The organism is Pseudomonas sp. NEEL19, assembly GCF_028751975.1.
Classification (GTDB): Bacteria; Pseudomonadota; Gammaproteobacteria; order Pseudomonadales; family Pseudomonadaceae; genus Aquipseudomonas; species Aquipseudomonas juntendi.
Genome location: NZ_CP081491.1, coordinates 3942007 through 3962934, shown reverse-complemented (window position 1 = coordinate 3962934; position 20928 = coordinate 3942007). Strand labels below are relative to the sequence as shown.

Genomic DNA, 20928 nt, shown 5'->3' with positions numbered 1-20928 from the left:
ACAATAATCCCGGCACCTCATGTCCCCAGGAGCTCGCATGGACCAGATCCACCTGATGAAGGTATTCGTCGCCGTAGGTGAGCTGGAAAGCTTCGCCGCTGCTGCCCGCCGCCTGGCCATCTCCCCGGCCGCCGTCACCCGTGCCGTCAGCGCCCTGGAGGAGCAGCTGGGGGTCAAGCTGCTACTGCGCACCACCCGCAGCGTGCGCCTGACCGAGGCAGGCGGCCGCTACCTGGAGGACACCCGGCATATCCTGGCCAGCATTCACGAGGCCAACGAAGCGGCGGCCGGCATCAATGCCACCCCCAAGGGCGACCTGGCGGTGACTGCACCGATCCTGTTCGGCAAGAAGTTCGTCATGCCCAGCATCGTTCGCTACCTGCAGCAGTATCCGCAAGTCGACGTGGCCGCCTACTTTCTCGACCGCGTGGTGAACCTGGTCGAGGAAGGCATGGATGTGGCCGTGCGGATCGGCCCGTTGCCCGACTCCGGGTTGAAGGCCTTGCGGGTCGGTCAGGTCCGGCGCATGTTGTGCGCTGCGCCCGGTTACCTGGCGCGCCACGGTGTGCCCAGGCACCCCTCGGACCTGGCCGGGCATGCGGTGATCGGTACCACCAACCTGTCCCCCCGAGCCGGCTGGCGCTTTGGCGTGACCGATGAGCCGACTTTGGTGCGCATGAAACCGAGGCTGACGGTGACCAGCAATGATGGGGCTATCGCTGCGGCCTGCGGTGGCCTGGGGATTGCCCGTTTATTGTCATACCAGGTGGCTGATGAACTGGCGAGCGGGCAGTTGCAGGTGATTCTGGCCGAGTATGAGGAAGCACCCTGGCCGATTCACATACTGCACCGCGAGAGCAAGTACGGGTCGGCCAAGGTCAGAACCTTCATCGACATGCTGGCGCAGGCGCTGCGGGACCAGCAACTGGAGTGAGCATGTAGCGCCCACAACGCGTTACAACGCTTGGTACTGCATGCTGAACCCCAGGCTCATCGTGTCACCCTGTTGCAACAGCCTCAGCCCAGGCCGGCCGGGCAGGTGATGGGCGTTGACCGGGTGGCTGACCGGCTCGAAGCAGAAGAAGCCTTGCCCCGGCGGGCAGAACAGCAAGAAGTGCTCCGCCCCGCTGGCGCGACAGGCCAGCCGGTAGCCTGCCCCTGGCTGTTCGATCACACAGTGCCCCGGCCAGCCACTGAAGGCGTGGTCGACCAGCGTCTCGGGCAGGTGGCCCAGTGCTTCGAACCGCCACGGCTCGGGCACCGTGGCCTGATACGACGGCAAGCGCCCAGCCTCGGCCAGCCACACCTTGCGCGCGGGCGCAGACAGCTTGGTATCGGGGTAGCGCGGAAGGTAAGGGTGCAGGCCCAACCCATACCAGTTGGCCGAATCATCCCGGTGCGTCACATGCAGGTCCAGGGTCAGGCAGCCTTCATGCAGGTGTATATCCAGCGTGGCCTGGTAGGCGAAGGGTACGGCACTGTCCAGCGTCAGCCGTGCGCGCCGGTCGCTGTGATGCTCAACGTGCCAGGCCTGCTGCCAGGCGCTGCCATGGATGGGAAACGGGTCGTGCTCGGTATTCGGCGCCAACGCCTGCCAGCCCTGCGGCCGGGCATAACCCCCCTCGGCAACCCGATTGGACCAAGGCGCCAGTGGGTAGCAAGCCAGCCGCCTGGGCGTGGCGCTGGCCAAGGCAGCCGCGTCGGTATGGCGCAGCAGCGCCTGCCCGGTTGCCTTGACCTGCCAGTTGACCAGGCTGGCGCCCAGTTCCGGCGCCAGGCTCAGGCGGGTCAGGCGGTCCTGCAGGTGCAGTGTGGTCACAGCCATGCAAGGTTCCTCTCGAGCAGAGCGATCAGTTGGCCCGCCGGTAAGTCAGCAGCACGATGCCGCATACCACCACAGCGCCGCCGAGCAATTGCAGCGGGCCCAGTTGCTGGTCGAGCAGGGCCCAACCCAGCAGTAAAGTGGCGATGGGTTCGACGTTCATCACCGGGGCGTTTTGCGCCATGTTCAGCCTGGGTACGCAGACGAACAGCAAGCTGAACGCCAGCCCATACAGCAGTACCAGGCTGGCCAGCGCCACCCAGCCACTGCTGCTGCCCGGCAGCGACAAACCGGCCGGCATCACCCCGCTGGCGCCCGCGAGCAGCATGCTGGAGAACACGATCAGCAGGGTCAGCAGGCTGCGCACCGGGCCCCGCACGCTAGCCAGCTTGTGGTCGGTGATCCACAACGCGCAAGCGAAGGCACAAGCGGCGCCGAAGGCCAGGCTGACCCCCAGCGCCCAGTGCGGGTTGCCCGCACCGCTGTCGGCCAGGCGTGCCGGCACATCCAGCGCCAGCACCAGGCCGCACAGGATCAAGCCCATGAACAGCACGGTGCGGCCAGTGGGGCGCGCACCGCCCAGCGCCCAGGTCAGCAGCGCCAGCAGCATCGGGAAGATATTGCCCACCAGCAAGGCCAAGGCCACCGGGATGCGCGCCACCGCCGAATACAGGCACAGGCTCTGAGTGGCGATCAGCAGGCCAAGCAGCAGTTGCCAGCGGCGGGTGCCAGCGGGCAGCGCCAGCGCCTGACGTTGCCACAGCAGCACGCCGGCCAGCACCAGGAAGGTAATGCCGGAACGGCAGAGTATGGCCAGCAGCACACCGGTGCCGTCATCGAAGGCGATGCGTGCGGCGATATGGTTACCGGCGAATGAGCAGGCAAGCAGAGCCAGCAGGGCGATGGCCAGCTGGCGCGGAAACAGCGGGGGAGCAGAGGAGGGGACAGCCATGTGCAGGATCCGTTTGCAGGTAGATTTTCCAGCCCTATCGCAGTCGTTGTAGGAGCGGCCTTGTGTCGCGATGGGCCGCAAGGCGGCCCCAGCAATATTCGCAACAACGCCGAAAACCTGGGGCCGCTTTGCGGCCCATCGCGACACAAGGCCGCTCCTACAGGCTGAGGTGCGGTTACAGCACCACGCTAGGCAGCCACAGCGAAATGGCCGGAATGTAGGTCACCGCCATCAGCACCAGGAACAGTGCCAGGTAGAACGGCAGCAGCGCCTTGACCGTCGATTCGATACTCACCTTGCCCACCGCCGAGCCAACGAACAACACGGCGCCCACCGGCGGCGTGATCAGGCCGATCCCCAGGTTCACCAGCATGATCATGCCGAAATGCACCGGGTCCACGCCGATGCCGGTGATCACCGGCAACAGGATCGGCGTAAGGATCAGGATCAGCGGCGCCATGTCCATCACCGTGCCCAGCAGCAGCAACATGAAGTTGATGCACATCAGGATCACATAGCGGTTGTCCGACAGGGTGAGGAACGCCGTGGTGATCTTCGAGGGGATCTGCATCAGCGTCATCACGTAGCCAAAGCTGGCCGCGAAGCCGATCAATATCATCACGATCGAGATGGTGCGCACCGTGCGATGCATCAGCTTGGGCAGGTCGCGCCACTTGTAGTCACGGTAGATGAACATGGTCACGAAGAATGACCAGACGACCGCCACGGCTGCCGACTCGGTCGCAGTGAACACGCCCGACAGGATACCGCCCAGGATGATCACCATGGCCATCAGGCCCCACAGTGCCTCACCGGCAATCTTCAGCGCCTGGCGCAGCGGGATGACCTCACCCTTGGGGTAGTTGCGCTTCTTCGCGAACAGCAGGCACAGGCCCATCATCACCGCGCTCAGCAGCAACCCTGGCATCACCCCGGCCATGAACAGCGAGGCGATCGAGACCGTGCCGCCCGCCGCCAGCGAGTACAACACCGAGTTGTGGCTGGGCGGGGTCAGCAGCGCCTGTACCGAGCCGCTCACCGTCACGGCGGTAGAGAACTCGCGCGGGTAGCCTTTGCGCTCCATCTCCGGGATCAGCACCGAGCCCACCGAGGCGGTGTCTGCCACCGACGAGCCTGAAATTGCACCAAAGAACGTCGAGGCCATGATGTTGACCAGCGAAAGGCCGCCGCGCACGAAACCCACCAGCACCCCGGCAAAAGCCACCAGCCGCCGTGACATGCCGCCTTCGGCCATGATGGCCCCGGCCAGCACGAAGAACGGAATGGCCAGCAGCGAGAATTTGTTAACCCCGCTGGCCACCTGGATCATCATCGCCTGCAGCGGTATGTCGATCCACCAGGCGCCGATCAGCGCCGAAAGGCCCAAGGCATAGGCCACGGGCATGCCCAGCAGGATGAGCGCGATAAAACTGCCCAACAGAATGAACGCATCCATTTACGCCGCTCCTTCGTTTTCTTCCAGTTGGTCGAAGCGCACCACCTTGCGGTGGCTCTGGTCGCCCAGCAGGAGTTTTTCCAGCACAAACACCAAGGTCAGCACGCCACCGATTGGGATCGGCGCATAGGTCATGCCCACGCGTACACTGGGCAGGGAGGCCAGAAACTGGTTCCAGGTGGTGATGCACAGCTGGGTGCCGTACCCGGTCATGAACAGGCACACCAGGACCATCAGTACCTGCACCAGCAGGGCCACCAGCCGGCGCTGCAGCGGCGGCAGGCGGTCGGTGATCATCGCCACCGCCATGTGCGCCCCGGCGCGGTAGCTGGCGGCGGCGCCAACGAAGGTGAACACCACCATCAGCAAGATGGCCACCGGCTCTGGCCAGCTGGCCCCGGTGCCGAGTACATAGCGGGCGAAGATGCCCCACGGGATGATCAGCGACATGCTCAGGATCGACAGGCCGGCGACCCAGATACAGGCGCGGTACAACGTGTCGTTGGCACGCAGAAAGAGGTTTTTCATGGGCATCACCAAAGCGGCAGGGCGGCTGACACGGCCCTGCCGAGGTCGGTAGGAAAGGTCGCGCTTACTGCACCGCGTCGATACGTTTCATCAGGTCGGCGTATTGCGCGCCGTATTTTTCCCGCACCGGTGCGGTCGCGTCGTAGAAAGGCTTCTTGTCGACGGTGATGAACTCGACACCGGCGGCCTTGAGCTTCTCTTCGCTGCTGGCCGTTTTCGCATCCCACAGCACCCGCTCTTCCATCTGCGCCTCACGCGCTACCTTTTTCACCAGCGCTTGCTGTTCGGGGGTGAGCTTGTTCCAGGTGGTCTTGGACATCACCACCGGTTCGGGCAGGATCAGGTGGCCGGTCAGGGTGAAGTATTTGGCACTCTGGTAGTGGTTGTGTTCGAGCAGGGTCGGCGGGTTGTTCTCGGCGCCGTCGATTACCCCGGTCTGCAGCGCGCTGAAGATTTCCCCGGTGTCCATGGCGATCCCGTTGCCACCCATGGCGTTCATCATGTCGATGAACAGCGGGTTGCCCTGCACGCGAATCTTCATGCCCTTCAGGTCTTCCAGGCTGCGCACCGGCTTTTTCGTGTAGAGGCTGCGCGAGCCGCCATCCATCCAGGCCAGGGCCACCAGGTTGAAGTCGGAGTTGGTGATCTTGTCGAGGATCTCCTGGCCGATCTCGCCATCGATGACCTTGCGCATGTGGTCGTGGTCGCGGAACACGAACGGCATGTTGAACACGTTCACATCCGGCACCACCGGGCCGACGATCCCCAGGCTGACGCGGGTCATCTGCACGGCGCCGATCTGCGCCTGTTCGATCACTTCCTTCTCCGAGCCCAGCACACCGCCGGCAAACATCTTGAAGGTGATGTCGCCATTGCTGGCCTGTTCCAGTTTCTTGCCCATGTTCTGCTCGGCCACCACCGTGGGGTAGCCGGCGGGGTGAATTTCCGCGAACTTGATGTCCAGCGCCGAAACGGGCATGGCCACGCTGCAGGCGAAGGGGAGTACGGCAAGAAGCAGCTTGCGTTTGAACGTCATGATGAAACTCCGTGGTTTTTATTATCTGGTTTCGGGCGTGCAAAGGGTGTGGTGCGCGTCGCGGGGCTCAGCCCCGCCAGGCTGGCTCCTCCAGGCCCTTGGTGCCTGGGTTGAGGGCGAATACCCCGCCCGCCAGCGGCTGGTCGCCAAGGTCGAGCCCCGCCGGGCGGATCGAGGTGACGTACAGGGTGTCGAAGTTGGTGCCACCGAAGGCGCACATCGCCGGCTTCTTCACCGGTACGCTGAGCGAGCGGTCCAGGCGCCCGTCAGGGGTGAAACGGTGGATCTGCCCGGCGTCATTGCCGCATATCCAATAGCAGCCGTCCTGGTCGATGGCGGCACCGTCGGGGCGGCCGGGGTAATTGCGCATATCCACGAACAGCCGCGGGTTGTGGGGTGTGCCCGTGTCGGTGTCGTAGTCGAAGGCCCAGATCTTCTGCACGCTGGGGTGCGAATCGGACAGGTACATGCGCGTGCCGTCGGGGCTGAAAGCCAGGCCGTTGGGCACGATCATGCCCGCTTGCTGCAGGTGCAAATGGCCCTCGCGGTCATGCCGGTACAGTGCCCCTACGTGGGCGCCTTGCTGCATGTCCAGCAGCATGCTGCCGGCCCAGAAACGCCCTTGGCGGTCGCAGCGGCCATCGTTGAAGCGCATGCCCGGCTGCGCATGCGCCACCTCGCTGAGCACACGGCTGGCCAGGCTGCCGTCGGCCTTGGTTTGAATCTGGAAGATGCCGCTTTCCATGCCGGCCACCCAGCCGTCGCCACTGCGGGCGATACAGGCCAGCATCTGGTCGCCCTGCCAGACCTGGTGCGTGTTATCCACCGGCTGCCAGCGGTGCAACTGCCGCGCGGGTATGTCGACCCAGTACAAGGCCTGCTCGCCAGGGTGCCACACGGGGCTTTCCCCGGTGCCGTTGCGGGCGTCGACGATCAGTTCACAGTGCATGGCCGTGCCTCCTGGCGCGTGCGGTCAGTTGAACGGTCCGGCCACGGCAAATGCGCCGCCCTGATAGACCATGCTCGGGTCATCGGCGGCAGGCGCCGGCTCGGCTTCCACCGCTGCGCGGAAGGGCTCCGAGCTGTCCTTGGGCACGTAGCCCAGGTGTGCGGCATGGCGGTTGTCCCACCATACGGTGCGGTTGGCCGAGGCACCGTAGACAATGGTGTGGCCGACGTTCGGCGTGAACAGGCCGCGCTCGATCAGCTGCACCAGGTCGTCGTAACTCAGCCAGGTGCAGAGCATGCGCGGGTTCTGTGGCCGGGGGAACGAAGAGCCGATGCGGATGCTGACGGTTTCGATGCCGTAACGATCGAAATAGAAGCTGGCGACATCTTCGCCATAGCACTTGGACAGCCCGTAGTAGCTGTCGGGGCGGCGCGGGGCATGCGCGTCGATGCGCTCGTTCTGGCGGTAGAAGCCGATGGTATGGTTGGAGCTGGCGAAGACCACCCGTTGCACCCCATGCTTGCGTGCCGCCTCGTAGACATGGAACACGCCGCAGATATTGGGGCCGAGAATCTCTTCGAACGAATGCTCGGTAGACACCCCGCCGAAGTGCACGATGGCGTCGACGCCTTCGACCAGGGCATGCACGGCTGCCTTGTCGGCCAGGTCGCAGGTGACCACTTCTTCGTGTGGGCCAGCGGCTGGGGCCATGGGGTTGATGTCGGAAAGGCGCAGGACCTCGGCGCAGCCTTGCAGGCGTTCGCGAAGGACCTTGCCCAGGCCGCCTGCGGCTCCGGTGAGCAGCAGGCGTTTGAGGGGGGTAGTGGTCATGACCGGCTCTTGTTGTTAATTGTTGTAGGTTGTCGTATGACTTTTGTGATTATTGGCAGTGCGATTCAGTGTTGTCAATGACAACTCAATGTCAGCCCGGTGTCATGCGCGTGCCCTGTAGGAGCGGCCTCGTGTCGCGAAAGGGGTGCGAAGCGCCCCCACCACTGCACCTTAGCGGCATGATTCGCCAAGGGAGGTTCGCCCTCCTTACGCGACACAAGGCCGTCCCTCCAAAGGTCTGCATCAACCCTTACAGCAACGACAATGGATAATTGAAAATCAACCGGTTCTCATCGAACTCGTTATTGCTGTAGTCCCGCCGAATCGACGAATTGCGCCATTTCACACTCAAATCCTTGAACGCTCCGCTCTGGATCACATACGCCAGTTCAGTCTCACGCACCCATTCCTTGCCATCCGTCACCACCCCGCTGTGCACGTCGCGGCCGCTGATGTAGCGGTTCATCAAGGTCAGCCCCGGCACGCCGACGGTGACGAAGTTGAAGTCATGGCGCACCTGCCATGAGCGTTCGTTGGCGTTGTCGAAGCTGGCGTTGTAGCTGTCATTGGCCAGGGTTCCGCCACTGGTGCCATTGACCCGCATCCAGGTATCGCCATCGACCTTCTGCAGCCCGACCCAGAAGGTGCTGCCGCCGTATTTGGCGGAGAACATCCCCGAGTACGTCTTGTTGTCCAGCTCGCCAGCGCGCCTGGAACCGTCGTCATCACCCTGGAAATAGCCCAGGTTGGCGCCCAGGGTCCAGTCGCCGAGCGGCTGGCTGTGGCTCAGCTGCAGGTATTGCTGCTGGTACACGTCCTTGAGCACCGCATTCCACAGCCCCACCAGGGTGCGCTCCTGGTTGAACCTGTACTCGCCGCCGACGAAGTTGAAGCGGTCCGACACCGCGCCGCCGTAGCTCATGTCCTCCATGCTGGCGTCGTTGCGCGGGCTGTTGGCGCGGAACTGGCCGCCGTACAAGGTCAGCCCGGCAATCTCGTTGGACGTGACCTGCCCGCCACGCAATGTTTGCGGCAGTGAACGCCCGTCGTCCGCGCGCAGAATTGGCAGTACCGGCATCCATTCGCCGATCTTCAGCTCGGTTTTCGAAATGCGCGCCTTGCCTGCCACGGCAAGCCGGCCAAAGTCATCCGCCGGCCGCCCATCGTCGTGGCGTGGCAGCAGCCCGGTGCCATAGGTGCCGCCCCCGCCATCGAGCTTCACCGACCACAGCCCCAGCACGTCCACGCCAAAACCCACCGGGCCCTCGGTGAAGCCGGAGCGGGCATCGAGGATCACGCTCTGGGTCCATTCTTCGGCTTTGCCTTGCGGGTTGGCGGGGTTGGTGAAGTTGCGGTTGATATAGAAGTTGCGCAGGCCCAGCACGGCTTTGCTGTCTTCGATGAAACCTTGGGCAAGGCTGGTGCCCGGCAGGCAGCTGAGCAGGCTGGCGCCAAGCAGCGCACAGGGGAGGGGGGTGTGGCAGATTTTCGACATGGGTTGCTTCCGCTGATGTTGTTTTTGTTATGTGTTGTCGTACAACTGCGGCTTTTTTAACAAGTGAAAAACCCGCTGTCAACGGCGTTGGCCGCCAGCATTTAGCTACTTTCAGCGGTGAGCGCTCAAGCGCAGGCTCTAGTTCGGGCTCGCAATAACAATTGGTCATACTACGACTGCCCGCGAATTGTTGCATTTGTCGCAACGCACTGCCTCGGGTGCGTCAGTTTGTCGCAGAATTATTTAGTAATACTATTCTTCGTTGCTGAATGTCTTATCGATTCAGACCCATGGAAACGGAGATTTCACCGATGAGCACCACCCGTGCTTCACACCCCTCACGCTTGCTGCCCAGATTGCTAGGCGTGGTTTTTTTGCTGATGGGCCTGGCCTTGTTGGCCGGCGGCATCAAACTGGCAACCCTTGGCGGTTCGCTGTATTACCTGCTGGCCGGCATTGGTTTGGCGATTACCGCAGCCTTGTTGCTGGCTGGCCGACGTGAGGCATTGAGCGTTTATGGCGTCGTGCTGTTGCTGAGTTCGCTCTGGTCGTTGGTCGAGGTGGGCCTGGACTGGTGGCAACTGGTCCCCCGGCTGGCCCTCTGGTTCGTCCTTGGCCTGGTGTTGTTATTGCCTTGGCTACGCAGGCCATTGACGCAGGGCCAGCCTTATCCCCTCGGTACAGGGGTATTGAGCGTGGGCGTGGCGGTCGCGGGCCTGATGGCGCTGGCCAGCCAGTTCACCCAGCCTGACACCGTGGGCGGCCGCCTGGACCGTGACACGGCAGGCACCACCAGCACGGCACCGGCAATGCCTGACGGTGACTGGCAGTCCTACGGCCGTACCGAGTTTGGCGACCGTTACTCGCCACTCAAGCAGATCACCCCGCAGAACGTCGGCAAGCTCAAGCTGGCCTGGACCTACCGCACCGGTGATATCCCCGGGCCGAACGACCCGGGCGAGACCACGGCGGAAAACACCCCGCTAAAAGTCAACGGCAAGCTCTACGTGTGCACCCCGCATAGCCAGGTGATTGCCCTGGACCCCGACAGCGGCAAGGAGATCTGGCGTTTCGATCCCAAGCTCAGCACGCAGAATGCGGCCAACTTCAAAGGCTGGGCGCACATGACCTGCCGCGGCGTGGCCTATTACGACACGGCCAGCTCGCAAGTGAGCCCCGTGCAAGGGCAGGCCTGCGCCAAGCGCATCTACGTACCCACCGCCGACACCCGCCTGATCGCGCTGGATGCCGATACCGGCCAACAGTGCGCCGGCTTTGGCGACAACGGCCAGATCGACCTTACCCGCAACATCGGCAGCTTCGCCCCTGGTGGCTATTACTCCACTTCGCCACCCACCGTGGCCGGCGGCCTGTTGATACTTGGCGGTCATGTCACCGACAACGTTTCCACCGACGAGCCGTCCGGCGTGGTCCGCGCCTATGATGCAATCACCGGCCAGCTGGTGTGGAACTGGGACAGCGGCAACCCCGACGCCACCGCGCCGATCGGTGACGGCCAGTTCTACACCCGCAACTCTCCAAACGTGTGGTCGGTGATCAGCGCCGATGAGAAGCTCGGCCTGCTGTACCTGCCCATGGGCAACCAGATGCCCGACCAGTGGGGCGGCAACCGCACGCCAGAGGCGGAGAAATTCAGTGCCGGCCTGGTGGCCCTGGACATCGCCACTGGCAAGGTGCGCTGGAACTACCAGTTCACCCATCACGACTTGTGGGACATGGATGTCGGTGGCCAGCCGAGCCTGGTCGACATCAAGACCGCCGAAGGCATCAAGCCTGCGGTGATGGCATCGACCAAGCAGGGCAGCATCTACGTGCTGGACCGCAGCAACGGTCAGCCGCTGGTGCCCATCCACGAAACCCCGGTACCGCAAGGCGCCGTGGAAGGTGATCACACCGCGCCGACCCAGCCGATGTCCGAGCTCAATTTCATGCCGCCTACCCTGCGTGAGCGAGACATGTGGGGCGTAACGCCGTTCGACCAGATGCTGTGCCGCATCGACTTCCGTTCGCTGCGCTATGACGGCATCTACACTCCGCCATCGCTGCAGGGCTCGCTGGTCTACCCCGGCAACTTCGGGGTGTTCGACTGGGGTGGCATTTCGGTCGACCCGGTGCGCCAGATCGCCTTCGTCAACCCTAGCTACATGGCCTTCAAGTCGCAGTTGGTGCCTGCCTCGAAAATCGCCGGGCAGCCGGCGCGCAAGAGTGAAACCGAGGGCATCCAGGCCAACAAGGGCGCGCCTTATGGCGTGATCATGGGTGCTTTCCTGTCGCCGCTGGGGCTGCCTTGCCAGGCACCGGCCTGGGGCTATGTGGCCGCAGTGGACCTGACCACCCACAAGGTGATCTGGAAGCACAAGAACGGCACCGTACGTGACAGCTCGCCCATTCCGATCCCGCTGACCATGGGCGTGCCGAGCCTGGGCGGAAGCTTCACCACCGCCAGCGGCCTGGCGTTCCTCAGCGGCACGCTCGACCAGTACCTGCGTGCTTATGACGTGAGCGATGGCAAGGTGCTTTGGGAAGGGCGCCTGCCGGCAGGTGCTCAGACCACGCCGATGACCTACACCGGCAAGGATGGTCGCCAGTACGTGCTGGTGATGGCCGGCGGGCATGGCTCGTTGGGTACCCGGCAAGGGGACTATGTGATGGCGTTTGCCCTGCCGGAGTAAGCGGCGGCAGGTTCAAGGCCTGTGAGATCGAGCACCGCGCGGCCGGCGCTTGGTTTCACGGGCTTTTTTGATGGCGGGCATGTCGCGACCCAGTGACCTCCCACAAGATGAAGTATAAATCCCTATATATGGGATTGTGTTTTACATGTTGGAATTTCTCGCCGCCCAAGTTTATAGTCGCCTCACTCACTGCCAAAAACAGAACAGGTGAAGCGATGCAGGCGCAATTGATCGCGCTCGACTGGGGAACCACCTCCCTCCGTGCTTACAAACTCGCCGCGCAAGGCCAGGTGCTGGATGTGCGCACCCTGCCCAGCGGCATCATGCACTTGCCAAAAGCCCCGCGCCTGATCAACGGCCAACTTTGCAATGACGGTTTCGAACTGGCATTCGACGAGGCCTGTGGCGATTGGCTCGACGCCCAGCCCGGGCTGCCCGTGATTGCCTGTGGCATGGTCGGCAGCGCCCAGGGCTGGCGCGAGGCCGCGTACCGCGAAACCCCGGCCAACGTCGCCAGCCTCGGTGGCGCGCTGCAAACTGTCGGCAGCCTTCGCGGCGTCGAGGTGCATATCGTGCCCGGCGTGATCCAGCACGCGCGCCTGCCCAATGTCATGCGGGGTGAAGAGACGCAGGTGCTGGGCGCACTGCCTGGGGTGAATACCGATGACCTGCTCATCGGCCTGCCCGGCAGTCATTCGAAATGGGTAGAGGTTGTCGATGGCTGCATCGTCCACTTCGATACCTTCATGACCGGCGAGATTTTCGCCGTGCTCAGCGCGCACAGCATCCTTGGCCGTACCCAGCAGCGCGGCGCCGCGTTCGATGCGCCAGCCTTCGACTTCGGTGTGCAGGCCGCTTGCTCCGCCGAGGGGGAGATCGGCCCGCTGTCCACCCTGTTCAGCGCCCGCACCCTGGGCCTGACCGGTGAGCTGAGCGCCAGCGCCCAGCCCGATTACTTGTCGGGTCTCCTGATCGGCCATGAACTTTCAGCCCTGGCCAAACTGCAGCGCCAGCGGCGCCACAGTGTGCACCTGCCGGAAATCCTGCTGATCGGCAACGGCCCGCTGTGCGCGCGTTACAGCCGGGCCCTGCAGGCATGCGGCTTCACCCATGTGAGTGTCGCCGAGCAGGCCACCGAGCGCGGTCTTTGGCAACTGGCGCTTGCCGCCGGCCTGGTTCATTCATCCTGAAGGGAGCTCGACATGCTCGAACAAGCATTGGCACACAACGGCCTGATTGCGATTCTGCGCGGTTTGCAACTGCATGAAGCGGCTGCGGTTGGCGAAGTGCTCTACAGCGCCGGCTTTCGCATCATCGAAGTACCGCTCAATTCGCCTGACCCGTTCGCCAGTATCCGCCTGCTGCGTCGCACCCTGCCTGCCGATTGCCTGATCGGTGCAGGTACCGTGCTGACGCCGGCCCAGGTCGCGCAGGTGAAAGAGGCGGGCGGCCAGCTGATCGTCATGCCCCACAGCGACCCAGCTGTACTGCGTGCTGCCAAGGCGGCAGGCCTGTACCTGGCACCAGGCGTCGCCACACCGACCGAAGCCTTTGCCGCCTTGGCGCAAGGGGCCGACGTGCTCAAGCTGTTCCCGGCCGAGCAACTGGGTCCGGCGGTGGTCAAGGCCTGGCTGGCCGTGCTGCCCGCCGGCACCGTGCTGGCGCCGGTCGGCGGCATCACCCCCAGCAACCTGCAGCAGTTCCATGCCGCTGGCGCCCGGGGCTTCGGCCTGGGCTCCGGCCTGTACAAGCCAGGTATGACCCCTGAACAGGTCGAGGCCGCTGCCAAGGCTTACGTGAGCGCCTGGCAGAGCCTGCGCTGAGCCGGCCCTGCACTGCATCCAACAAAAGAGACAAGCAGATGAAAATTACCAAGCTGACCACCTTCATCGTTCCGCCGCGCTGGTGCTTCCTCAAGGTCGAAACCGATCAGGGCGTCACCGGCTGGGGCGAGCCTGTTGTCGAGGGCCGGGCCCACACCGTGGCTGCCGCGGTCGAGGAACTGTCCGATTACCTGATCGGCAAGGACCCGCGCAACATCGAGGATATCTGGACCGTGCTCTACCGCGGCGGCTTCTACCGCGGTGGTGCCATCCACATGAGCGCCCTGGCGGGTATCGACCAGGCGTTGTGGGACATCAAGGGCAAGGCGCTGGGTGTGTCGGTCAGCGACCTGCTCGGCGGCCAGGTGCGCGACAAGATCCGCGTGTATTCGTGGATCGGCGGCGATCGCCCCGCTGACACCGCGCAAGCGGCAAAAGAGGCCGTGGCACGTGGTTTCACCGCCGTGAAGATGAACGGCACCGAGGAACTGCAGTTCCTCGACACCTTCGACAAGGTCGACCAGGCGTTGGCCAACGTTGCTGCCGTGCGCGATGCGGTAGGGCCGAACGTGGGCATTGGCGTGGACTTCCATGGCCGCGTGCACAAGCCCATGGCCAAGGTGCTGATGAAGGAACTCGACCCTTACAAGCTGATGTTCATCGAAGAACCGGTGCTCAGTGAAAACTACGAGGCGTTGAAAGAACTGGCGCCGCTGACCAGCACGCCGATTGCCCTGGGTGAGCGGCTGTTCTCGCGCTGGGACTTCAAGCGCGTGCTCAGCGAAGGCTACGTCGACATCATCCAGCCCGATGCGTCGCATGCCGGCGGCATCACCGAAACCCGCAAGATCGCCAACATGGCCGAGGCCTACGACGTCGCCCTGGCGCTGCACTGCCCGCTGGGCCCGATCGCCCTCGCGGCCTGCCTGCAGCTCGACGCTGCCTGCTACAACGCTTTCATCCAGGAGCAGAGCCTGGGCATTCATTACAACGAGAGCAACGACCTGCTCGACTATGTGCGCGACCCCGGCGTGTTCGACTACCAGCAGGGCATGGTCAAGATCCCCAACGGCCCTGGCCTGGGCATCGAGATCAACGAGGAGTACGTGATCGAGCGCGCCGCTGTGGGCCACCGCTGGCGCAACCCGGTGTGGCGCCACGCCGATGGCAGCTTTGCCGAGTGGTGACTGGCTGGCCCCACCTGCGTTGAAACGACCTCAATAACCATAACAAGAGGCACTGCTCATGCACCCGCATACCCTTACCGGGCAGGCGACCCTGTCGGCGCCCAGCCGCAAGCGCTTTTTCATCATGGTGCTGCTGTTCATCACGGTGGTGATCAACTACCTGGACCGCAGCAATCTGTCGATTGCAGCACCGGCCTTGACCAGCGAGTTGGGCATCGACCCGATTCACGTCGGCCTGGTGTTCTCGGCGTTCGGCTGGACCTACGCTGCCATGCAAATCCCAGGCGGCTGGCTGGTCGACCGCGTACCGCCGCGCATTCTGTATACCGTGGCGCTGGTGCTGTGGTCGCTGGCCACGGTGATGCTCGGTTTCGCGGCCAGCTTCATCGCGCTGTTCGTGCTGCGCATGGCGGTCGGCGCCCTGGAGGCGCCGGCATACCCGATCAACAGCCGCGTGGTCACTACGTGGTTCCCCGAGCGGGAGCGGGCCACGGCCATCGGCTTCTACACCTCCGGGCAGTTCGTCGGCCTGGCGTTCCTGACGCCGGTGCTGGCCTGGCTGCAGCATGCGTTCGGCTGGCACATGGTGTTCGTCGCCACGGGTGCGGTGGGCATTCTCTGGGGCGTGATCTGGTACGCGGTGTATCGCGAACCGCGCGATTTCAAGGGTGCCAATGAGGCCGAGATCGAACTGATCCGTGAGGGCGGCGGGCTGGTGGATATCCAGCAGGAGCAGGCCAAGACCAAGGCCAGGTTCAGCTGGGCCGACCTGGGCATCGTGCTGACACAGCGCAAGCTCTGGGGCATTTACCTCGGCCAGTTCTGCCTGAATTCGACACTGTGGTTCTTCCTCACCTGGTTCCCGACCTACCTAGTGAAGTACCGCGGCATGGACTTCATCAAGTCCGGCATGTTGGCCTCGCTGCCGTTTCTCGCCGCCTTTGTCGGGGTGCTGTGCTCGGGCTTTTTCTCCGACTGGCTGATCCGTCGTGGGGCCAGCGTGGGCCTTGCGCGCAAGCTGCCGATCATCAGCGGCCTGTTGATTTCCACCGCCATCATTGGCGCCAACTTCGTCGACTCCACCCCGCTGGTGATTGCTTTCCTGGCGCTGGCGTTCTTCGGTAACGGCCTGGCCTCGATCACCTGGTCGCTGGTTTCTACCTTGGCCCCGGCGCGTCTGCTCGGGCTGACCGGCGGGGTGTTCAACTTCATCGGCAACTTGTCGGCGATCGTCACACCCATCGTGATCGGCTTCCTTGCCAGCGGCGCTTCGTTCGCCCCGGCGATCACTTACATCGCCGCGCTGGCCCTGCTTGGCGCGCTGTCGTACATCCTGCTGGTCGGCAAGGTCGAGCGCATCGAGTTGTAGCCGCGCCCTGCGGGTGAACATAATGTCGCCCGCCCATTCGCACTTCGATAAAGGCCGCACATGCAGGAAGACCCTACCAAAACCGCCCCTACCGGCACCCAGACCCTGCTGCGCGGCCTGGCCGTTGTGCAGGCCGTGGCCGCAGGCGCGCGCGACCTCAAGGACATCGCCCAGCACATCGGCACCACCCGCAGCACCACCCACCGCCTGGTCAGTTGCCTGGTGGACGAGCGCTACCTGCGCGTGGTGCCCCAGGTCGGTTACCTGCTTGGCCCCAAGCTGATCGAACTCGGCTTCCAGGCCCGAGAAGAGCTGCCGCTGGTGACCCTTGCCGGGCCGTACCTCGACGAGCTGTCGGCGTTGACCGGCGACACCATCCACCTGGCGATCCGCGAAGGCGATGAGGTGCTGTACCTGCACAAGACCCCGGGGCGCAACGGCCCGGAGATGCGCTCCCGGGTCGGCCACCGCATGCCGCTTGCGCGCACGGGTATCGGCAAGGCGCTGATGCTCGACGACACCCCGGCCGAGTGGCAGAGGTTGTATGAAACCAGCCTGCCGGCAGGTGGCAAAAGCGCGTTCTGGCCGCACCACGCCGAGCAGACCTGGGCGCAGTTCGAGCAGCGTATGGTCGAGTATGGGGTGGGCGGTTATGCCTTCGACCTGGAGGACAATGAACCCTCGATCCGCTGCGTGGCGGCCCCGGTACGTGATGCCAGCCGGCGGATCGTGGCGGCGGTCAGTGTGGCCAGTACGGTGCCTTACATGCCCGAGGAAAAGATGCGCGAGCTGGTACCGGTGGTCAAAGGCGTGACCGCGCGGCTTTCGGCAGAGCTTGGGCTAAAGCACTAGCCTGAACCGCGTTGGCACTGAACTACGCGCTCCAATTGGTGCCTGAGCGCCAACAATGACATGACGTCCATTTCCCCAAGCAAGGAGGCTTCACCATGCAACCCACCCCGGGCACGTCCGCCGGCAAGCTGCTCGGCAGTTATGGTTATGGCAAGGCGCTGATCGTCAGCTTGATCACCCTCGGCATCATCTGTGTGGGCCTCGCGGCTTTTGTCGGCTACCTCAGCACCATCGTCTCGACGGACGTTAGCGGCCCGGTCGACCTGCAAACACGGCGTGGCACCACGCTGCATTTCAGCGGCCCGATACAGATCTTCTACTTCACCATTGGTTTGCTGCTGGCCCTTGGGTTGAGCATGTTCGGCCTGGCCCTTTGGCAAAAGAAGCTGCGCGTCGCCCGTTATGAGGTGTATGAAAAAGGGCTCTGCCAGGTGATCGGCAGCGAGCGCGATTACTTGCCGTTCAGCGAGATGGACGACCTGTACCTGTTCGCCTCTGGTCAGACATCTGCTGCCGGCCTGGTCAACAACCTGGCGTACCGCCGCAACGACAGCGAAGCGTTCCGGCGCGTCAATGCCCACCTCAAGGGCCTGTACAAGTTCATTGACCTGGTTCGCGAGCTGCACCTGAACGAACGCCTGCCCCAAGCCATGGCCACCCTTTCGCAGGGCGGTACAGTGCAATTCAACTACATCGGCACTGGCCAGGTGTGGGGCAAGCGTGTCAGCGGCAACTTCCTCAATGTCACGACCAAACCTCTCCGGGTCACCCGTGATGCCCTGGAAGTCGAAGGCATCAAGGTGCCCATGACCAGCCTGCGCAGCATCGATCTCAGTGCCTGGACCGAACTGGTGGTAATCAAGGACGAGGGCGGCAGGACCGTGCTGTCCACCGCGGGGAGCGGCATCATGAGCTTCGACCTGTTCCTCAATACCCTGCATAACCTGCTTGAAGCAAAGCAGGCCTCTGCCACCGCCTGACGCCCTGCCAGGATCCCTCTCAGGAGCGGCCTTGCCGGGCGCCGGACCGGTCGGAAAGGGGCGCAACGCGCCCCCAGCCAGCCGTTGATAATTTCCGTATTTCCATTATCCAGTCGGGTTTTTGATTAATGATTGTTTTTTTGGGAGCTACGGACGCTGAGCCCAGCTGGTGAGTCTTCGGCGACTTTTGCAAAGATTGGTTTTTCCTGGATCAATCTATACTCAAACCGATCTCGCCCACGACCACTCAGACTGGCAAGTCCAGTCCCGGCACATGGCAACTGAGTGTGCCGTACCCCTCCTGTCGGCGTGGGCGAGGTCTCTTGTCACTCTGCCTTATCTCGGCAGAATCAAGTGCGCAGCTTATCAGCGCATATGGCAACCAATGCCTGGTCCAGTTCACTCTGCCCGCGAAGCAACCGACGCGGTGTCTGGCACCGGCTTCGCCGGTGTTCGCGGGCACGCCCGCTCCCACAGGGGTATCCCCGTTTGCGGAAGGTTTCGTGATACCTGCAGGAGCTGATCTTGCCAGCGATGATTGCATTGCAGGATTAGCCAGGCTTTGGCAATACGCAATGCCCTGTGGGAGCGGGCGTGCCCGCGAAGCAAGCGACGCGGTGTCTGGCACCGGCTTCGCCGGTGTTCGCGGGCAAGCCCGCTCCCACGGGGGTATCCCTGTTTGCGGAAGGCTTTTGTGATACCTGCAGGAGCTGGTCTTGCCAGCGATGATTGCATTGCAGGATTAGCCAGGCTTTGGCAATACGCAATGCCCTGTGGGAGCGGGCGTGCCCGCGAAGCAAGCGACGCGGTGTCTGGCACCGGCTTCGCCGGTGTTCGCGGGCAAGCCCGCTCCCACGGGGGGTATCCCCGTTTGCGGAAGGCTTTCGTGATACCTGCAGGAGCTGGCCTTGCCAGCGATGATTGCATTGCAGGATTAGCCAGGCTTTGGCAATACGCAATGCCCTGTGGGAGCGGGCGTGCCCGCGAAGCAAGCGACGCGGTGTCTGGCGAATCGGCTTCACCATCCACCTGTCCATGGGCGGTCTCAAGTGCCCTGAAACGTTATCGTAATGGACAGAGAGGGACAATGCCGGGAGCTGTATGAGCCTTCCGCAGGCAACAAAAAAGGCTGCCATTCGGCAGCCTTCTCGATGCTCAGCCCGGACGATCAATCCCAGCTCAACGCCCCACCAGTCTGATACTCAATCACCCGCGTCTCGAAGAAGTTCTTCTCTTTCTTCAAGTCCATGATCTCGCTCATCCACGGGAACGGGTTGGTAGTCCCTGGGTACTCTTCCTTCAGACCAATCTGGGTCAAACGACGATTGGCGATGAACTTGAGGTAGTCCTCCATCATCGCTGCGTTCATGCCCAGTACGCCGCGTGGCATGGTGTCGCGGGCGTATTCGATCTCCAGCTGGGTCCCTTGCAGGATCATCTGGGTCGCTTCTTCCTTCATCGCCGCATCCCACAGGTGCGGGTTCTCGATCTTGATCTGGTTGATCACGTCGATACCGAAGTTCAGGTGCATCGACTCGTCACGCAGGATGTACTGGAACTGCTCGGCAACGCCGGTCATCTTGTTGCGGCGGCCCATGGACAGGATCTGGGTGAAGCCGCAGTAGAAGAAGATGCCTTCCAGTACGCAGTAGTAGGCGATCAGGTTGCGCAGCAGCTCCTTGTCGGTTTCGACGGTGCCGGTGTTGAACTCCGGGTCGGAAATGGCGCGGGTGTACTTCAGGCCCCAGGCGGCTTTCTTCGCGACCGACGGGATCTCGTGGTACATGTTGAAGATCTCGCCTTCATCCATGCCCAGCGACTCGATGCAGTACTGGTAGGCGTGGGTGTGGATCGCCTCCTCGAAGGCCTGGCGCAGAATGTACTGGCGGCACTCGGGGTTGGTGATCAGGCGGTACACGGCCAGGGCCAGGTTGTTGGCAACCAGCGAGTCGGCGGTGGAGAAGAAGCCCAGGTTGCGCATGACGATGCGGCGCTCGTCTTCGGTCAGGCCGTCCTGGCTCTTCCACAGGGCGATGTCGGCGGTCATGTTGACCTCTTGCGGCATCCAGTGGTTGGCGCAGCCGTCCAGGTACTTCTGCCAAGCCCAGTCGTACTTGAACGGTACCAGCTGGTTCAGGTCGGCGCGGCAGTTGATCATGCGCTTTTCGTCAACGGCAACACGGGCCGAGGAGCCTTCCAGTTCGGCCAGGCCTTCGGCAACGTCGAGGGCGTCGAGGGCTGCCTTGGCACGTTTGACGGCGTCGGAGTCAGCAGCGGTGGCCGCACGGGCTTCCAGGGCGGCGGCACCGCCGGCGCTGTCGAGCTTGTCGAGGGTGGCGGCGGCAGCGGCCTGCGCAGGGTTATTGCCTTTGGCGGCTACTTCGCCGTCTTCTTTGTCGAATTCGTCCCAGCTCAGCATGGTTTGGCTCCTGCTTGAGGGTTGCCCTGGGCAACCGCTTGGATTTAAAGAATGTGATGCCTGACGCAAGGCCGTAACGGCGAATGGACAGCTCGAGAGGCTGACTCTCGTTTACATCTGAATGTGTTCTGGCTTGTACCTGGCCAGGCCTCGGGGAGGGGCCAGGACAATTGAATGGTGCTCTTTTCAGAGGGGGCGAAGTATATCGGATTTCGCCTTGGATCGGGGCGCGTCTCTTGCGGGCGAGCGTAACTTTTTCGACCGGAAATGCGTGCGTCCGTTCACCGGGTTTGTGTGGCTTGCTATGGGAAGGGAGTGTAGCGGCAAAACGCGGATGGCACTACATGTTGTGGATTTTTATTTTTAAGCCACATTATGTGGTGTTGGCGTGATTTTTGTGGGAGCGGCCTTGTGTCGCGAACGGGCCGCAAAGCGGCCCCGCGAATCATGCGGCGAAGCTGCAATCTTGGGGGCGCTTCGCACCCCAATCGCGACACAAGGCCGCTCCCACAGTGACCGCGTTTTGTGAGAAGTCC

The 20928-nt window shown here is 63.2% G+C and carries 17 protein-coding genes; 8 read left to right on the top strand and 9 right to left on the bottom strand.

The annotated features are described in order from the left end of the window. Positions 1-37 precede the first annotated feature (37 nt). Positions 38-934, top strand: coding sequence for a LysR family transcriptional regulator (locus K4A76_RS17605; protein WP_054913711.1), 897 nt, complete (start codon positions 38-40; stop codon positions 932-934). A gap of 21 nt (positions 935-955) precedes the next feature. Here K4A76_RS17605 and K4A76_RS17600 read toward each other — a convergent pair whose 3' ends face one another. The 8 genes from K4A76_RS17600 to K4A76_RS17565 form a co-directional block, all read right to left on the bottom strand. Then, the gene (locus tag K4A76_RS17600; protein ID WP_274410807.1) at positions 956-1825 is read right to left on the bottom strand and encodes an aldose 1-epimerase; all 870 of its coding nucleotides are present in this window, start codon (positions 1823-1825) and stop codon (positions 956-958) included. Positions 1826-1850: 25 nt separating this feature from the next. After that, positions 1851-2774: an EamA family transporter gene (locus K4A76_RS17595; RefSeq protein WP_274410806.1), complete on the bottom strand. Its 924-nt coding sequence runs from the start codon at positions 2772-2774 to the stop codon at positions 1851-1853. Between the two features lie 175 nt (positions 2775-2949). Next, positions 2950-4230 carry a TRAP transporter large permease gene (locus tag K4A76_RS17590; protein WP_009682579.1) on the bottom strand — a complete coding sequence of 427 codons (1281 nt, stop codon included), beginning with the start codon at positions 4228-4230 and terminating at the stop codon, positions 2950-2952. Beyond that, positions 4231-4758 (bottom strand): TRAP transporter small permease, encoded by a 528-nt coding sequence (locus K4A76_RS17585; RefSeq protein WP_009682578.1) that lies wholly within the window; start codon positions 4756-4758, stop codon positions 4231-4233. Between the two features lie 64 nt (positions 4759-4822). Continuing rightward, positions 4823-5794 carry a TRAP transporter substrate-binding protein gene (locus K4A76_RS17580; RefSeq protein WP_029885563.1) on the bottom strand — a complete coding sequence of 324 codons (972 nt, stop codon included), beginning with the start codon at positions 5792-5794 and terminating at the stop codon, positions 4823-4825. A gap of 67 nt (positions 5795-5861) precedes the next feature. Next, on the bottom strand, positions 5862-6743 hold the full coding sequence (locus K4A76_RS17575) for a glucurono-1,5-lactonase (protein WP_274410805.1): 882 nt from the start codon (positions 6741-6743) through the stop codon (positions 5862-5864). A 24-nt stretch (positions 6744-6767) separates the two neighbouring features. Beyond that, positions 6768-7574, bottom strand: coding sequence for an NAD-dependent epimerase/dehydratase family protein (locus K4A76_RS17570; RefSeq protein ID WP_009682575.1), 807 nt, complete (start codon positions 7572-7574; stop codon positions 6768-6770). Between the two features lie 250 nt (positions 7575-7824). Further along, positions 7825-9069: an OprD family porin gene (locus K4A76_RS17565; RefSeq protein ID WP_274410804.1), complete on the bottom strand. Its 1245-nt coding sequence runs from the start codon at positions 9067-9069 to the stop codon at positions 7825-7827. A 311-nt stretch (positions 9070-9380) separates the two neighbouring features. On the opposite strand from K4A76_RS17565, the gene K4A76_RS17560 reads away from it, so the two are divergent. The 7 genes from K4A76_RS17560 (at position 9381) to K4A76_RS17530 (ending at position 17973) form a co-directional block, all read left to right on the top strand. After that, positions 9381-11762 carry a glucose/quinate/shikimate family membrane-bound PQQ-dependent dehydrogenase gene (locus K4A76_RS17560; RefSeq protein ID WP_274410803.1) on the top strand — a complete coding sequence of 794 codons (2382 nt, stop codon included), beginning with the start codon at positions 9381-9383 and terminating at the stop codon, positions 11760-11762. 215 nt (positions 11763-11977) lie between these two features. Further along, complete coding sequence (locus K4A76_RS17555) at positions 11978-12952, top strand: 2-dehydro-3-deoxygalactonokinase (RefSeq protein WP_182389237.1); 975 nt, start codon at positions 11978-11980, stop codon at positions 12950-12952. A 12-nt stretch (positions 12953-12964) separates the two neighbouring features. Continuing rightward, positions 12965-13585: a 2-dehydro-3-deoxy-6-phosphogalactonate aldolase gene (locus tag K4A76_RS17550; RefSeq protein ID WP_144189084.1), complete on the top strand. Its 621-nt coding sequence runs from the start codon at positions 12965-12967 to the stop codon at positions 13583-13585. Between the two features lie 38 nt (positions 13586-13623). After that, positions 13624-14772, top strand: a complete 1149-nt coding sequence (gene dgoD, locus K4A76_RS17545; protein ID WP_110679749.1) for a galactonate dehydratase — start codon at positions 13624-13626, stop codon at positions 14770-14772. 58 nt (positions 14773-14830) lie between these two features. Next, complete coding sequence (locus tag K4A76_RS17540) at positions 14831-16141, top strand: MFS transporter (RefSeq protein ID WP_054913804.1); 1311 nt, start codon at positions 14831-14833, stop codon at positions 16139-16141. Positions 16142-16201: 60 nt separating this feature from the next. Next, positions 16202-16993, top strand: a complete 792-nt coding sequence (locus K4A76_RS17535; protein ID WP_274410802.1) for an IclR family transcriptional regulator — start codon at positions 16202-16204, stop codon at positions 16991-16993. 95 nt (positions 16994-17088) lie between these two features. Beyond that, positions 17089-17973: a hypothetical protein gene (locus K4A76_RS17530; protein ID WP_274410801.1), complete on the top strand. Its 885-nt coding sequence runs from the start codon at positions 17089-17091 to the stop codon at positions 17971-17973. A gap of 1168 nt (positions 17974-19141) precedes the next feature. On the opposite strand, the gene K4A76_RS17525 is transcribed toward K4A76_RS17530, so the two are convergent. Continuing rightward, the gene (locus K4A76_RS17525; RefSeq protein ID WP_029885549.1) at positions 19142-20392 is read right to left on the bottom strand and encodes a ribonucleotide-diphosphate reductase subunit beta; all 1251 of its coding nucleotides are present in this window, start codon (positions 20390-20392) and stop codon (positions 19142-19144) included. Positions 20393-20928 lie beyond the last annotated feature (536 nt).